Annotated in this window: 14 protein-coding genes; 12 read left to right on the forward strand and 2 right to left on the reverse strand. The window is 35.7% G+C overall.

The genetic code is table 11. The features are described from left to right. The 12 genes from D0T56_RS15900 to D0T56_RS15950 form a co-directional block, all read left to right on the forward strand. Window positions 1–353: T9SS type A sorting domain-containing protein (locus D0T56_RS15900; RefSeq protein WP_163321154.1), on the forward strand; the 353-nt coding region annotated here is incomplete at its 5' end. Window positions 354–435: 82 nt separating this feature from the next. Further along, complete coding sequence (locus D0T56_RS15905) at window positions 436–1,254, forward strand: T9SS type A sorting domain-containing protein (protein WP_163321155.1); 819 nt, start codon at window positions 436–438, stop codon at window positions 1,252–1,254. A 66-nt stretch (window positions 1,255–1,320) separates the two neighbouring features. Next, complete coding sequence (locus tag D0T56_RS15910) at window positions 1,321–2,514, forward strand: glycoside hydrolase family 88 protein (protein WP_163321156.1); 1,194 nt, start codon at window positions 1,321–1,323, stop codon at window positions 2,512–2,514. Continuing rightward, window positions 2,511–4,622 carry a polysaccharide lyase family 8 super-sandwich domain-containing protein gene (locus tag D0T56_RS15915; protein ID WP_163321157.1) on the forward strand — a complete coding sequence of 704 codons (2,112 nt, stop codon included), beginning with the start codon at window positions 2,511–2,513 and terminating at the stop codon, window positions 4,620–4,622. Before D0T56_RS15910 ends, D0T56_RS15915 begins: the two co-directional genes overlap by 4 nt. A 4-nt stretch (window positions 4,623–4,626) precedes the next feature. Beyond that, the gene (locus tag D0T56_RS15920) at window positions 4,627–6,180 is read left to right on the forward strand and encodes a glycoside hydrolase family 28 protein (RefSeq protein WP_163321158.1); all 1,554 of its coding nucleotides are present in this window, start codon (window positions 4,627–4,629) and stop codon (window positions 6,178–6,180) included. A 103-nt stretch (window positions 6,181–6,283) separates the two neighbouring features. Next, entirely contained in the window at window positions 6,284–8,158 is a 1,875-nt protein-coding gene (locus D0T56_RS15925) for a sialate O-acetylesterase (RefSeq protein ID WP_185153898.1), read from the forward strand. Between the two features lie 102 nt (window positions 8,159–8,260). Further along, window positions 8,261–8,551 (forward strand): hypothetical protein, encoded by a 291-nt coding sequence (locus D0T56_RS16660; RefSeq protein ID WP_221412367.1) that lies wholly within the window; start codon window positions 8,261–8,263, stop codon window positions 8,549–8,551. A 48-nt stretch (window positions 8,552–8,599) separates the two neighbouring features. Further along, on the forward strand, window positions 8,600–12,175 hold the full coding sequence (locus D0T56_RS15930) for a glycoside hydrolase family 2 TIM barrel-domain containing protein (RefSeq protein WP_163321160.1): 3,576 nt from the start codon (window positions 8,600–8,602) through the stop codon (window positions 12,173–12,175). 34 nt (window positions 12,176–12,209) lie between these two features. Then, a complete protein-coding gene (locus tag D0T56_RS15935; RefSeq protein ID WP_163321166.1) occupies window positions 12,210–13,646 on the forward strand; it encodes a sialate O-acetylesterase in 1,437 nt (478 codons plus the stop codon). A 91-nt stretch (window positions 13,647–13,737) separates the two neighbouring features. After that, the gene (locus D0T56_RS15940) at window positions 13,738–14,007 is read left to right on the forward strand and encodes an HU family DNA-binding protein (RefSeq protein ID WP_163321161.1); all 270 of its coding nucleotides are present in this window, start codon (window positions 13,738–13,740) and stop codon (window positions 14,005–14,007) included. 104 nt (window positions 14,008–14,111) lie between these two features. After that, window positions 14,112–14,459, forward strand: a complete 348-nt coding sequence (locus tag D0T56_RS15945; protein ID WP_163321162.1) for a hypothetical protein — start codon at window positions 14,112–14,114, stop codon at window positions 14,457–14,459. A gap of 54 nt (window positions 14,460–14,513) precedes the next feature. Then, a complete protein-coding gene (locus tag D0T56_RS15950; RefSeq protein WP_163321163.1) occupies window positions 14,514–14,717 on the forward strand; it encodes a hypothetical protein in 204 nt (67 codons plus the stop codon). 150 nt (window positions 14,718–14,867) lie between these two features. On the opposite strand, the gene D0T56_RS15955 is transcribed toward D0T56_RS15950, so the two are convergent. Next, window positions 14,868–15,161: a cupin domain-containing protein gene (locus D0T56_RS15955; RefSeq protein WP_163321164.1), complete on the reverse strand. Its 294-nt coding sequence runs from the start codon at window positions 15,159–15,161 to the stop codon at window positions 14,868–14,870. 126 nt (window positions 15,162–15,287) lie between these two features. Beyond that, a partial coding sequence (gene hcp, locus D0T56_RS15960) for a hydroxylamine reductase (protein WP_163321165.1) occupies window positions 15,288–16,522 on the reverse strand: 1,235 nt, incomplete at its 5' end.

A 16,522-nucleotide genomic window follows, 5' to 3' on the forward strand; every position in this document is an offset into this window, starting at 1 on the left:
GATTATTTACAGAAGCCCTTTATTATTTTTTTTCATTCATTTTTAAACAGGCTCTAAGAATAAAAGAACTTGAGATTTATGGGACAGAAAAGGGTACTACCACCGATATCCATGAGAGTCAAAAAATAACGGATATCAAAATATATCCTAATCCTGTATCCGATTTATTGAGTATAACAGCTGGTTCAACAATAAAAAGTATCAATATACTGAATTTAAGCGGGGCTATCATTGAAAGCTATCAAACAAATACTGAGGCATATGACATATCTACTTCACATTGGATGCCAGGAACATATTTGGTTAAAATCGAAACACTGGATGGTATTCAGGTGCAAAAAGTAATAAAATAACTTAAAAAGGAGAGTAAAATATAATCTTATACTCTCCTTAAATAAATCATTTTAATCATTATTAATTTATAAATTATTTATTATGAAAACAAAACGACTTTTTATTGCGAGTATGCTATGTGTATGTTTCTCGGTTTATTCCATAGCGCAACAGGTAAATGCATCTTTGAATTTTGTAGAACTGTATCCGAGCAATGTAGAAGAAGGATATCCAGCAAGTAATGCACTTGACGGAGACGTGAGTACTTATTGGCAAACCCCAGAAGGAAGTAATCATGCTTATCAGGATATAGAAATCGAACTTGACAAAGTTTACGAAATTCACAAGGTAGTGGTAAAATGGGTTAATGAATGTTGTGCTTCTCCATGGGATATAGTTTTCGACATAGATGGCATGTATGAAGGGTTTCCAAATCCTAATATTGTAGACAATCCTAATTGTATTAGATCTATCAATCATAGTAGTTACAGCTACTATAATAAAATAGAAACCGTTGTTGATAAAGATTATCCCACATCAGGATATCCTAACTACACTAAGATCAACTTTCCTTATAAAGCACAATTTGTAAAATTATATTTTAGAGGCCGGGCAGGTCAACCACATTATAAAGTTGGGGAGATTGAACTATGGGGATTTGCCGATGGTGGAAGCAGCATTGAAAAAATAAACATTGCAAATTTGAAAACATACCCTAACCCTGTTATTGATATCTTAAATGTAAATTCGGATTCGGAGATTAATACTATATTAGTATTCGATATAAACGGTAAAGAAATAGAAAAACATACTGTAAATGCTGACAACTACAATTTGAATACAGCCAATTGGACTAAAGGAACTTATTTTGTTAGAATTGAAACCCAAAAAGGAACCAAAACAGAAAAGATTGTTAAATAAATAGTATCTTTTATCCTATTAATAAGTATCCCGAATAAAATTCGGGATACTTAAAAAGTAAAATCCATGAAAATACGAAATAAAATATCTATTGTTTGTTTATTAATTATCAGTTGTTTTGGTTGTACATCTTATGAGCAACCTAATAATGAATTAACAGTGTCTGAAATGTTGAAAGCATCCTCATCCCAATATCTCTTTATGAAAGATAAATTGGAGCAAGGACGCTTTCCTAAAACATATAACAAGTTCATGGATAAATTGCAAACTAGTCCTTCTGACTGGTGGTGTAGTGGTTTTTATCCCGGAACACTTTTTTATCTATATGAAGAAACTGAAAATCAGGAGTTATTTGATGAAGGGTTACATATGTTGACTTTATTAGAAAAAGAACAATATAATATCGAAACCCATGATATCGGATTTATGATGTATTGCAGTTACGGCAATGCGAACAGGATTTCTCCAAATCCAAAATATGATACAATATTGGTAAATAGTGCCAAATCTTTAATTACGAGATTCAATCCGAATGTCGGTTGCATAAAATCGCATAACCGGGGAGACAATGATTTCGTTGTTATTGTGGATAATATGATGAATCTTGAACTGCTATTTTGGGCTACAGAGTTTACAAAAGACAGTATATATTATAATATAGCTGTATCCCATGCCAATACAACCATGAAAAATCATTTTCGGGCAGACAATAGTTTATACCATGGAATTAACTATAACGCTGAAACAGGAAAAGTAAATTATTATATTGGAGGACAAGGATTCTCTGAAGAATCGGCATGGTCTCGCGGACAAGCCTGGGGCTTATATGGATACACTATGATGTACCGTTTTACAAAAGACAGGAAGTATTTGGATCAGGCTATTAAAATTGCAGAATTTCAATTAAACCACCCGAATATGCCTGAAGATTTAATTCCGTATTGGGATTATAATGCACCGGATATACCCAATGCCTTACGAGACGCTTCAACCGGAGCTATCAACTGTTCGGGGTTATTGGAATTATCACAATATACCCAAGGAGAACAATCCAGAAAATATTTTGAAAGTGCTGAAAAAATGCTTCTAACTCTTTCTTCTTCTCAATATACAGCTCCAGCCAATACAAACGGAGGATTTATACTTAAGCATTCGGTTGGAAATATCCCGGCTATGACAGAAATTGATGTCCCTTTAACGTATGCAGATTACTACTATGTAGAAGCATTGAAGAGATATAAGGAGATTAAAACAAGATGAGAAAAACAATTATCCAGTTATTCATTTTTTTGTTTATTTCAATATCGGTTTTTCCCCGACAGCAAGAGATAGACACCATAACAAACCGCCTGATTAACAAATATACTACTAGGTCATACGACCCTATATCTTTGGATAAATACTATACAGAAATGAGTATTGATGGAAGTTGGGCAGATATAGATTATGATGCTGTTACAGGAGGTTATCAGGCAGGTAGTCACCTTAATCGGTTAATAGATATGACAATTGCATATAAACAGCCTGGTAGTAAGTATACACGATCTAAAGAATTATTAAAGAAAATACTTTCAGGGGTGGACTTCTTCTTCAATAAAAAGCCTGTTTCTACCAATTGGTGGTATATGGATATAGGTGCTCCTCAAAAATACATGGTTATTCTGATCCTATTAAAAGACAAAGTAGACAAGGATAAATTACATCACTATGCCTCTTATCTTGAAGACAAAACAGGGAATGCGGGGCACAAAGGGAAAAATCGGACGTGGGTTTCTGAAATAACAATTTATAAAGGTTGCATTGAAGATAATTTTGATTTGATAGAAACGGGTTTTAAGTCAATAGCTTCTACAATTAAGATTGTTGATTATAATGAAATTGAAGGAATAAAAATAGATAACAGTATACATCAGCATCGTCCTCAATTATACTCTGGTGGATATGGCATGTCATTCATGAATGATTTAGCAGAATATATTTATTTAGCTCACTCTACTGTATTTGCCCAGTTGTTTACAGAAGACAAAATGCGAATAATAAGAAGCACTATGCTTGAAGGACAACAATTATTCGGTTACCGTAAGTCTTTTGATTTTGGTACGGTGGGACGAAATATCAGCAGAGAAAATGGCATTAAGAATATTGCCCCGGAAATACTGGATTTAATGATGGCCATTGACCCGTTAAGTGCGCCTGATTACAAAAATTGGCAAAAGCACATTGATGGAGCTCCATATGCAAAGCCGGGGAATAAATATTTCTGGAAATCTGATATTATGACGCATCATGGGGAAAATTACTATCTATCGGCAAAAGTAATTTCAACCAGAACAAATGGGACAGAAATGCTTAATGGAGAAAATCTGAAAGGATATTATTTGCCTTTAGGCGCTACAAATATAATGACAACCGGAAATGAATATGATAATATATTCCCAGTATGGGATTGGACTCGGATTCCTGGGACAACCTCAGTAACTACTCCGTCCGCCGCTTCATTGAGTTGGTATCATTTTGGCTCAAATAAATTTGCCGGAGGAGCAAGCAATGGCAAACATGGTTGTATAGCATTTGAACATATTTATAATGGAGTGCAAGCGAAGAAAGCATACTTTTTTATAAATAATGCGATGTTATGTTTGGGGAGTGACATCTCAGCATATAAAACAAATAATGTAGTTACAAGTGTAAACCAATGTTTTGCGACTGGTGATATTTATTTTAGTAAAGATGGGTTTGTTCAAAAACTTTTATCCGAAAAACAGGACTTTGATAATATTTCCTGGGTATACCATAATAATGTAGGCTATATTTTTCCTGATGGAGGGAGAATCGTTCTTGAAAAGAAAGAGCAATCAGGTTCTTGGAGTTTAATAAGGGAAAACGGAAGTAATGAGAGTTTATCTCATGATATATTCAGCCTGTGGATTGACCATAGCTACAGGCCTCAGAATGATACGTATTCCTATATTGTCATACCTGATAAATCTCTCGATGAAATAGAAAAGATAACAAAAAGTAATGGTTACAAAATAATAAAAAACGATAGTAATATTCAGGCTGTGAAAAATGAACAAACTAATACGTATGCCTGCATTTTTTACAAACCAGAAACGATCTACTTCAATGAAGATTTAGAAATTACTGTTGATAAAGCGGCCATTATTCTTGTTGAAATGGCTGGTGCAGACTATCAGATATCTGTTGCTGATCCGTTTTATTGCGAGAAAGAAATAAAAATGACTATTAATAGAAAATTGTCAGGAAAGAGGAAAAATGGGAATAAAAGCCTTAATACTATCATCTGTTTCGAATTACCTCAAGGCGAATATTTAGGAAGCACAATCACGAAGATTATTAAATTATAAGAATATGAAAAATGTTAAATTATATTTCTTTTTGCTATTCCTTGTTTTGTTAAACTCTTGTAATAATAAAAATAACTCTTATAGTATTACAGACTTTGGTGCAATAGGCGATGGCAAGACATTAAATACTGAAGCTATACAAAAAGCCATAGACAAATGTACCGGAAATGGAGGTGGAACGGTTATAATCCCCTCAGGAGAGTTCCTGTCCGGAACTATTTATATGAAAAATAATGTAATGCTTCATCTGGAAGAAGGTGCATTACTGAAAGGAAGTGCTTCATTCGACGATTATCCCGACAATAAAGTCAACTATGTTAACTCATTTTCTTATCCGAGCGGTAAACTTTTCGAAAACAAAGCCTTGATATTCGGTGAAGGGTTAACGAATATAAGCATTACGGGCAGCGGAACAATCGATGGCAATGGGGATAGCCCTACTTTTCAATTAGGGAACGATTCCAGCCCCGAAAGCCGCCGGCGTCCTTCTGTAATCTTGTTTATCGATTGTAAAAACATTACAGTTTCAGGGCTACACTTACGTAATTCGGCTTATTGGATGCAAAACTACTTGGGTTGTGATGGGCTTAACCTATCGGGACTGAATATATACAATCATACTAATTTCAATCAGGATGCCATGGATATAGATGCCAAAAACGTGCTGATAGAAAATTGTGTCATTGATGCGGACGATGATGGAGTATGCCTGAAAAGCCATGATGTAAACCGCCCTGTCGAGAATGTAACAGTACGTAATTGTATTATCTCAACAAATTGTAATGCAGTTAAATTTGGGACAAAATCCGATGGCGGATTTAAAAATATAAACATATCGAACTGTGTCATCAAAAAAGCTTCGGAAGATAATGTTCGCCAATGGCAGAAAAACCTGGAATTTATTGAGCTTCCCACTACAGTAATATCAGGCTTTGCCTTGGAGTCAGTTGACGGTGGGTTTATAGAAAACGTAAATATTTCTGACATTTTGATGTTTGATGTACAAACTCCTATTTTCATAATACAAGGCAGGCGGAATGTTGGTCAAGCCGGAAATGATGATTTTTACGCTTCTGAAAAGAATAAATTTGACGAATCTTTGTTGCCGGGAAAAGTGTCAGGAATTCATTTCAAAAACATAATGGCTCGAAGCCATAGTAAAATGACCAGTTCGGTAACAGCATTTCCCGGGAATTATATTGAAAACATAACCTTCGATAACATCACATTTAGCACAATGGGGTATGGGACTTTGGAAGAAGCCAATACTCCATTAATGGAGAACCCTCACGCATACCCCGAGAACAGGATGTTCGGTTATGTTTATCCTGCAAGCGGACTGTATCTAAGAAGAGTTAAGGATGTGACACTCAATAATCTCGATTTACATGTACGTAATAAAGATTACCGGCCTGCCATTATTCTGGATGATGTACATAATATCGATATAAAATCTTTGACTGCTGATACTCCGGCAGGAAACAATCCGGTTATCAGAACTGAAAAAAGTTCAAACATCAAAAACTATAATCCGGAAATATCAATGATTACGAAGTGAATAACAAAAATAGAGAAATACAATGAACCATGTGATTAAATATTCGATAATATCACTCCTATATCTTATCTCTCTTTTTTCTTGTAAATCTATTGAAAAAACGATGGGCAATAAAACCGGCAGCTTTGATATTTTCACTTATATAAAAACGCCATACGAAGTATCCGATTTTTACGGATATGAATGTGCAAATTTTATATTTGAAGGCCGTCAGGCTAAAATAGTTAAGCCTAAAAAGATAAGGCAGGGAAATCCTTGGGTATGGAAAGCCCGTTTTTGGGGAGAAAAGCATGCCCCGCAAACCGAAGTGGCTCTTCTTGAGCAAGGCTTTTATGTGGTTTATTGTGATGTGGCAGAGTTATTCGGAAACGCAGAAGCAATCAGAATATGGGATAGGTTCTATTTCTTTTTACAGGACGCAGGATTTTCGCCTAAGTCAACCATGATAGGTTTAAGCCGAGGCGGATTTTATGCTTACAGATGGGCTATTCAATATCCCGAACGCATAGCATGTATATATGCGGATGCCCCCGTGTTGGATATGAAAAGCTGGCCGGGAGGGAAAGGCATAGGGATCGGCAGTCCAGAGAACTGGGAGATATTCAAACAAGATTATGGCTTTACTACTGATGAAGAGGCAATCTCCTTTGCTGAAAATCCGTTGGATATGGTCGATAAAATAGTTACCGGTGGATATCCGATAATTCATGTTGTTGGAGATATTGACAAGGTCGTTCCTGTTAAAGAAAATACAGATTCATTTGAGCAGAAGATAAATGAGCTGGGAGGATGTATTACTGTTATTCATAAACCCAATATAGGTCATCATCCTCATGGACTTGATGACCCAAAACCGATTGTAGATTTTATACTCACTAATGCATTGGAGGATACTTCTGATATCTTAGAATGTGATTCGTTGGACATCTTTTTACTTATAGGCCAATCTAATATGTCTGGACGCGGAGATATTGTTTGTGTGGAATCTTTCCCCGGTATTTATGCATTGACAAAAGAAAATAAATGGCAGATAGCAAAAGATCCTTTGCATTTCGACAAAAGCTATACGGGTGTTGGGCCGGGAATAACATTTGCAAAAGAATTAAAAAAAGAATTCCCTGAATATTGTATAGGCTTGGTTCCTTGTGCCGTGGGAGGAACATCCATATCGAAATGGATGCCTGGGGCATATGATGAATCAACACGAACTTATCCTTACGATGATATGGTTAAACGCTTAAAGACAGCATTGAAAAGCGGAAAATTAAGAGGCATTCTTTGGCATCAAGGCGAAGGAGATTATATGGGTGGTAATTACAAACAGTATGAAGCAAGATTTGACACCTTATTGTATAATATTTCACGAGATATTGACATAAATATGAATGATGTGCCCATTATTATAGGTGAGATTGGCAGGTTTCTGGAAACAGAAAGTCCTACAAACGAAAGCATAAAAATAAATGAGGTATTAAATATACTTGCAAAAAAGTATCCAAACATATATTGTGTAAGCTCCGAAGGGTTAAATCACAAAGGAGATGGAGTTCATTTTGATACTCGAGCGGCAAAGGAACTTGGAAAAAGATACGCTGAAGGATATAAGACATTGATAATGGATGTAGGTCCTACAAATTGTGATATTAATGTTGATTCTTTATTTCAAACTAATATATCTATGTTAAAAGAAAGTTTCACAGATACAACAGAATATATAAGAGTTTTAGATAATGATAATTGGAAGTTCTTATTTATGGTAGGTTTTATATCGGGGATAAATACAATTTATGATTGTCATATTGCCCGAACTACCAAAACAATGGTCATAGCCATTGAAGAATGGTATAATGATAAAAAAGAAAAGGTAACCTGTGAGAACGTAAAAAGTGCATATTTAGCTTTAGAGCCTAGATTTTTTAATGATATTGATGAAATAGAAATATTTGGGAAAGAGCTTGATAAACTAAAAATAGAATAATTACCAAGATATATATCCAAAGTATTCAATCAGTTAAATTAGTAAAAACTGACTATAATTAATGATACATATTATTCTAAATTTCAGGAATCAGATTTTAAAGTGGATTCACAGATAATTGATACGATCCATCAGAAAAGATATATCTATTTATACTCCAAAAAAGCTAAGGATGGATATTGCTTTGTGAATAAGGCTATCATGGATGAAATTAAAAAAAAGAATTTTGACCTATGCCACTATAAAATATTATATGTCTATAATGACAAGAATCTATCAACAAAGGATGAAGTTGATCAGATTTTGAGACTAAGAAAGAAGAATTCGCTGATACTATCCATTTTTCTGAATGAGGAATTAAAAGTTATATATGTATTTATAACCGACAAATAATACTTATACACCAATAATAATATGTATAGCAACCTAAAACAACAAAATATGAATAAAACATACTGGATTCTTTCCTTATTTATAGTATTTTCCATGAGTGTTTTTTCTCAGGATTTTGACCCCACTTTACTTTATCAAATAATAAGTCCGTCCGGATTTGTCATCGACAACAATGAAAGTGCCCAAAACGGGACACACCTTGTATTTGCCACAAAGCAAAAAGGAAAAGAAAGTCAGCTTTGGCGCATAAGGAAACAATCAAATGGATTTTATATTATAGATAATCCTTACATCAACAAAAGTTTTAATGCCAATAATAAAAACAATACTTTCGGTAATGAACTGGAACAATGGGATAGTTATAACTCCAATCAAAATCAACATTGGAAAATAGAACAAACCGGTATGGGTAGTTATGTCATCACCCAACGAAACAGTGGGATGGTTCTTGCGGCTAACGGAACTGAAACGATAGGTTCAGCCATTTACCAACTGCCGAATGTCCAACAAGCCTGGAATATTGTGGCCACGTCCTTAAAAACTCCAGTAGGAAAAATCGTAAGAGGAAAAGAGGAATGGCAGGATGAACGCATCTTTGCCCAAAACAAAGAAAAAGGAAGAAGTACATATGTTGTGTTTCCTGACACGGAAAGCCTCAAAGCCGATCCATATTTTAAAGAGCCATGGCGATTACCTACTTCTAATCTTTATATGTCTCTTAATGGTAACTGGAAGTTCAAGTGGGTGAAACAGCCCTCCGAACGTCCTGTCGATTTTTACAAACCAGACTATGATATATCAAAATGGGAAGAAATTCCAGTCCCTTCGACACAGGAAATGATGGGATATGGTACTCCAATATATACAAATATTATTTATCCATTTAAAAAAGAACCGGTAGTGATACGTCCTCAGAAAGGTTATACCAGCGAAAAGGAACCCAACCCTGTGGGCTCTTACCGACGGGATTTCAACCTGCCGGAAAATTGGTATAACCAACAGGTCTTCATCCATTTTGATGGAGTCTATAGCGGCTTTTACATTTGGATAAATGGAAAGAAAGTAGGTTATAGCGAAGGCGCAAATAACGATGCTGAATTTGATATTACTTCCTATGTTAAACCGGGAAAAAATACAGTTGCAGTGGAAGTTTACCGTTGGACGGATGCCAGCTATATCGAAGACCAGGATATGTTTCGTGTAAGTGGAATCCATAGGGATGTCTATATGTTTGCAACACCTAAAACGCACGTCCGAGACTTTAAAATATCAGCAGTATTTGACAACAATGATTATAGTAGAGCAAACTTTCAGGTAGCTGCTACTGTCCGTAATTACAATAAAAAACCCTCTCAACCCGCAACATTACAGGTTACAGTTACCGATACTTCCGGAAAAACATTTGCTGTTTTGTCACAGGCTATTGCACCTTTGGGAGCAGAAAAAGAAGAATATTATACATTGCAAACACAAGTTAATAATCCTAGCCTTTGGTCTGCCGAACAACCAAATCTTTATCAGGTCATACTCTCATTGAAAGATGAGGCTGGGAATGAGTTGGAAGCCATGTCGTCACAATTTGGATTCCGTCAGATTGAAATCCGGGATAAACGGATTTATATCAATGGGGAACAAGTCTTTTTTAAGGGTGTTAACCGTCATGATTCACATCCGAAGTTTGGGAAATACATACCTATAGAAAGTATGAAGGAAGATATTATAATGATGAAGCAACATAATATCAATACAGTCCGTACCAGTCATTACCCAAACAGTTCCCGGATGTATGCCATGTATAATTATTATGGCTTATATGTGATGGATGAAGCCGATTTAGAGAATCACGGCGATATTTCAATCAGTGATAACCCTCAGTGGTTACCGGCTTATCTGGATCGCATTGAACGAATGATAGAAAGAGACAAAAATCATCCTTCTGTTATTTTTTGGTCACTAGGCAATGAATCAGGGAGCGGCGAGAATTTTGTTGAAGTGGCTAAATTTGCCAAGTGTTTAGACTCATCCAGACCTATACATTATGAGGGAAAGAATGATGTAGCCGATATAGACTCACATATGTATCCTTCGTTTGATAATATGGTTCGTTTTGATCAGGAAAACAGCGATAAACCTTATTTTCTGTGCGAATATGCCCACACTATGGGAAATGCAATGGGTAATCTTGCCGAATATTGGGATTATATAGAAAATAACTCACAACGTATGATCGGAGGTTGTATCTGGGATTGGGCCGATCAGGCACATAATAAACAAGGAGAACCCGATGATCACTATTACTATGGTGGCGATTTTGGAGATGTTCCTAACAACGGCGATTTTTCCTGCAATGGACTTACAACACCCGATCGGCGTATAACTGCAAAATTAAAGGAGTTAAAACGGGTATATCAATATATCAAATTCCGTCCAGTAGCTTTGGCTGCTGGTATAATAGAAATTGAAAATAGCTATGATTTTACAAATCTTGATGAATTTGAATTTCTCTGGGAAGTGATATGCGACGGGGAACAAGTCGAGTCCGGAGTTTTACCTTTAATAAAACTAGCTCCAAATGAAAAACAAAGGGTGTCAGTTCCTTTTAAGCGGAATTCTGATATTGGTAAAGAATATTTCCTTAACCTGCGTTATGTTTTGAAGAACAATACCCATTGGGCCGTTAAAGGTCATGTTATAGCAGAAGAACAGTTTCCGCTGACAGGACGGATGCCTATAGGAACTATAAATAAAGATTCCTTATCTGGTATTACAATGAAAGAAAATGACAATTATTTAATTATTAGTTCGCCAATCTTTAACACCACTTTTGATATTGAAACAGGAAAAATGATATCCCTGAAATATGAGGGACAAGAGATGATTTATAATCAACAAGGTTTTACCCTGAACTGGTATCGCAGCGTAAATAATGATAAATATACAGATCAAAAATATTATCAGGCACACGAAGAGAAATCGCTATTAAGTTATGCGCTTTCACCAGATAATAAATCGGTAAGTGTTGTTGTAAATGCTTCTGTGTTTATTAATTCAGAAAAGCCGCTTATAATACCATATACCATATACTATACTATCTATGGCAATGGTATAATAGACGTAAATGCAAACTTTGTCAAACCATCAAATGCATCTATTGTTCGCCGTTTGGGTTTGCAGATATTACTACCGGGTGGCTTTGAAAATCTCACATGGTATGGACGTGGTCCTCATGAAAATTATATTGACCGTAAAACTTCAGCGCATATGGGGCTTTACCATAAGACTGTTACAGAAATGGAAGAAGAACATTATATCCGTCCTCAAAGTATGGGGAACCGCGAAGATATCAGGTATCTTATTGTTACAAACAGTAATAATAAAGGTATAAAAATAATCGCCAAAGATAATTTAAGTTTTACAGCTCTTCATTTTTCTGATCAAATGTTGTGGAATGCTAAACATGATTTTAAATTGAGTGAAATGCGTCGCTCAGAAATATATCTTAGCTTAGATTGTATTCAGCAAGGGTTAGGTAACGCTTCTTGTGGGCCTATTCCTTTACCACAATATATGATTCCGGAAAATAAGCCATTAAATTTTTCTTTCCGTATAGAGCCTGTATTTTGAAATATATTCATTGAAAACATTAAAAAAAATTATGATGAAAAAAATCGTTGGAAGTATGTTATTGCTGTTTTTTGTTGCTAATATTACAGCTAAAGTTAAACTGCCAAGTGTAATAAGTGATAATATGGTTTTACAACAAAATACCAATGTAAAACTATGGGGAAAATCTGAGGAAAATGTAAAAATATCAATAACGACGGGTTGGAATAATAAAACATATACGACTAATGCTGATAATAAAGGTAATTGGTTGTTATCTGTTGATACCCCAACAGCAGGAGGACCTTATGAAATATCAGTAAACGACGGAGAGGAACTTGTGCTGAGAAATATACTTATAGGAGAAGTCTGGTTTTGCTCGGGGCAATCAAATATGGAAATGCCTATGAGAGGTTTTGAGAACCAGCCTGTATCCGGAGCAAATGATGTAATAGCTAAAGCGAAATCTCAGACTCCGATTAGAATGTATACTACGGATTCTAAAGACGGTGAATGGGTACGGCAATATAGTAAAATTCCTCAAGAGGATTGCAAAGGGGAGTGGCTGGAAAACACTTCTGAAAATGTAGCCAATATTAGTGCTACCGCTTATTATTTTGCCCGGTATATACAAGATGTATTAGATGTTCCAGTAGGGATAATAATCTCTTCATGGGGTGGTTCTGCTGTGGAAGCATGGATGAGTAGAGATATTTTAAGCAAATTTCCTCAAGTAGATATATCCATATTAGATAACGATAAAATTATTGAAAAACCCAATTATACTCCTTCGGCATTGTATAATGCAAAAATAGCTCCATTAACCAACTATACCATAAAAGGTTTTTTGTGGTATCAGGGTGAAAGCAATAGGTATAATGCTGATTTATATGAAAAGCTAATGCCTGCTTTTGTCTCAGATTTGCGTTTTAAATGGGATATTGGGGAGTTCCCATTTTATTTTGTTCAAATTGCACCTTATAAGTATTCAGGAGATAACAATATGTCTGCGGTTCGTTTAAGAGAAGTACAACAGCAAAACATGCAAGATATTCCGAATTCAGGAATGGTCACAACACTGGATATTGGAGATTCTATTTGTATTCATCCTGCAAATAAGGAAATTGTTGGAAATAGACTTGCTTATTGGGCATTAGCACACACATACAAAAAAACAGGATTTGGGTACATTCCCCCAACATATAAATCGTTAGAAATAATAGACAATAAAATCTTTGTTGATTTTAACAATGCAGAATATGGCTTAGCTCCATTGAATAAACAATTGGATGGTTTTGAAATTGCAGGAACAGATCAAATCTTTTATCCTGCAAAAGCTACAATTGATGGTAAGATAAAGAAAGTAGTAGTTCAGAATGAAAATGTACTTAAGCCAATCGCTGTAAGATATGCTTATAAAGATTATGTTGAGGCTAGTATTTTTAATGTATTCGGTATTCCCTTGGCACCATTTAAGACTGATAATTGGTGATTTTAGGCTTGATAGATATGATTTTTAGTGAGAATTATTTTGGTGACAACAAGCCATTACTTCAGCTTTGATTCAAATATATTTATTTGTAATGACCAAAAAAGAAATAATAATGGCTGCTTCAGAGAAGAGTGGCATTCCGCAAGTAGTTATTCAACAATGCATAGGTCCTGTTTTTGAAAGTATTTTGGATGCCTTGTCAGAGGAGAAAAAAGTAACAATTCGGAGTTTCGGTACATTTTATGTAAAAGAGATGAAAGAACGGATAGGGCGAAACCCTCAAACGGGAGAAAAAGTTATTGTTGGACCGAGAAAAGTTATTAAGTTTAGAGCAACAGCTCAGATAGAAAAAATAGAATAGGTAGGTTGCTTTTAGGTTTTCCCCCAGGTTATGATTAACATTAATCTGGGGGATTTTATTGTTGTTTATTTACAGATTTCACCTCAAATATTATATTAATTTCAATGGCTGATAAAAAGAGTGTAATAAAAGAACCTAAGAATGTACTTGTATTTGATAATACACGTGTACTTATTGCCATCATTCGTTCGCTTCGCAGTGCTGCATTATTTACCCAAGGAAATCAACAAGCAATCTCGTTTTGCTGTACAGGGAAATATGTAAAATCTGGAGGTTATTATTTTCGTCATAAACATTCAGATGTTGAAATTAAGGTTGACGATTTAAACAGACTCAAATTGGAGGATTATGATAAGGCTTGCGGAATAACAAGAACATATCACACAAAAAGAGATTTGGATAATGAATGGTCAAAACGATTATCCGGCAAAAGCTCTTTCAATGATGATTGATCATAAGATTATAAAATGAATGTAATAGATTTTTCATATTATTTCAAAAACACAATGGCAAAAAAGAAATCAGAACTTAATCAATACATAAGTTTACTTGAAAAGGATTATTTGACCTTGCTTGAAGATCATCTAACGTTACGTGCTCTTAAAATTGCAGGTATTGAAAATATGCCCATATTTCGAGGAATAGATTCAATTATTAAGGATGGGAGAATTGAAATTCATATAAAACCAATAAAATCAAAATATCGATAAATCTCCTTAGTTGATATACACAAAAACCTCCTATGTAAAATGCTATGTTAGCACTACATGGGAGATTTTTATAAATATACATTCCTATTTTATGTTTACTCTTGCCTAGGTTGTACTCTATCCTTTAATCATTGTGAGCAACATCTTAAATTACTGCTTAGCAAAAAGTGCATGCGGAATATTAGCCGGCATAATAATGGTTTGGCCTGTAGTTAGCAATAAGGACTTGCCATCTATTGTAATTTCAGCCTCTCCATCCAATATTTCTACTACGGCGTCAAATGGAGCCGTATGTTCGCTCAGTCCCTGTCCCTTATCGAAAGAGAAAAGGGTAATGTTTCCGGCATCGTTCTTCAAGACTTGCTTGCTGATAATTCCACCTGCGGAGTATTCAACCATTTCTGCCATATTCAGAATGGCTCCTTTTTCAAATAATTCGCTCATAATTAAAACTTATTTATTGTTAGACTTTATTATTCTTTTCTTAAATAACACAGTCCACCAAATATTAGTTTATCACAATGAAGGAAAGCCTTCAGTAGGATTCTTCAACTATAGGTATTTAGTAGATTATGCTAAAAACATCTTCATGTCTTCATCCGGCGTGGTAATTCCTCCAATGCCGAAATTGTCGATTAGTACCTTCGCCACATTCGGTGAAAGAAATGCTGGCAGCGTAGGTCCTAAGTGGATATTCTTCACTCCTAAAGACAGCAAGGCCAGAAGTACGATTACTGCTTTCTGCTCATACCAGGCAATGTTATAGGCGATCGGTAATTCATTCACATCATTCAGTTCGAATACTTCTTTCAGTTTCAAAGCTATCAATGCTAATGAATAGCTATCGTTACATTGTCCGGCATCCAGTACGCGGGGGATACCACCTATATCGCCCAACGGCAATTTGTTATAACGGTATTTAGCACAACCTGCGGTAAGGATAACCGTGTCTTTCGGAAGTTTCTCGGCAAATTCGGTATAGTAACTGCGGCTTTTCATACGTCCGTCGCAACCTGCCATCACGAAGAACTTGCGGATAGCGCCCGATTTTACAGCATCTACCACCTTATCAGCCAGTGCGAATACCTGTTCGTGGGCAAATCCTCCAATGATTTCTCCTGTTTCGATTTCGGTAGGAGTTTTACATTGTTTAGCATGTTCAATCAGTTTAGAGAAGTCTTTTGCTTTACCTTCTTTGCGGTCTTCAATATGAGTAAATCCGCTGAATCCGGAAGCACCTGTGGTATAAACCCGGTCGGCATAAGTAGAAGTGGAGCGGGGCGGCACGATACAGTTGGTAGTAAACAGGATAACACCATTGAACGATTCGAAATCTTCATTCTGACGCCACCACGCACTACCATAGTTCCCTGCGAAGTGCTTGTATTTCTTAAATGCCGGATAGTAGTGTGCCGGAAGCATTTCGCTGTGCGTGTAAACATCCACGCCGGTACCTTCGGTTTGTTCTAATAAATCTTGCATATCGCGCAAATCGTGGCCGGAAATCAATATGCCGGGATTATTGCGCACGCCGATATTGACCTTTGTTATTTCCGGATTGCCATAAGTTGATGTATTGGCTTTATCGAGCAGAGCCATTGTCTTTACACCGAATTCTCCGCATTTAAGCACCAATGCTGTTAATTCATCGGCAGAAAGTTCTCGGGTGGTAGCCACTAAGGCTTCTTGCATAAAAGCTTGGATATCATCATCGTCAAAGCCCAGATTTACGGCGTGTTCGGCGTATGCTGCCATCCCTTTTAATCCGTAGATTAATAATTCGCATAATGAACGAATATCTTCAT

The organism is Dysgonomonas sp. 520 (assembly GCF_010501095.1).
GTDB lineage: Bacteria > Bacteroidota > Bacteroidia > Bacteroidales > Dysgonomonadaceae > QVMP01.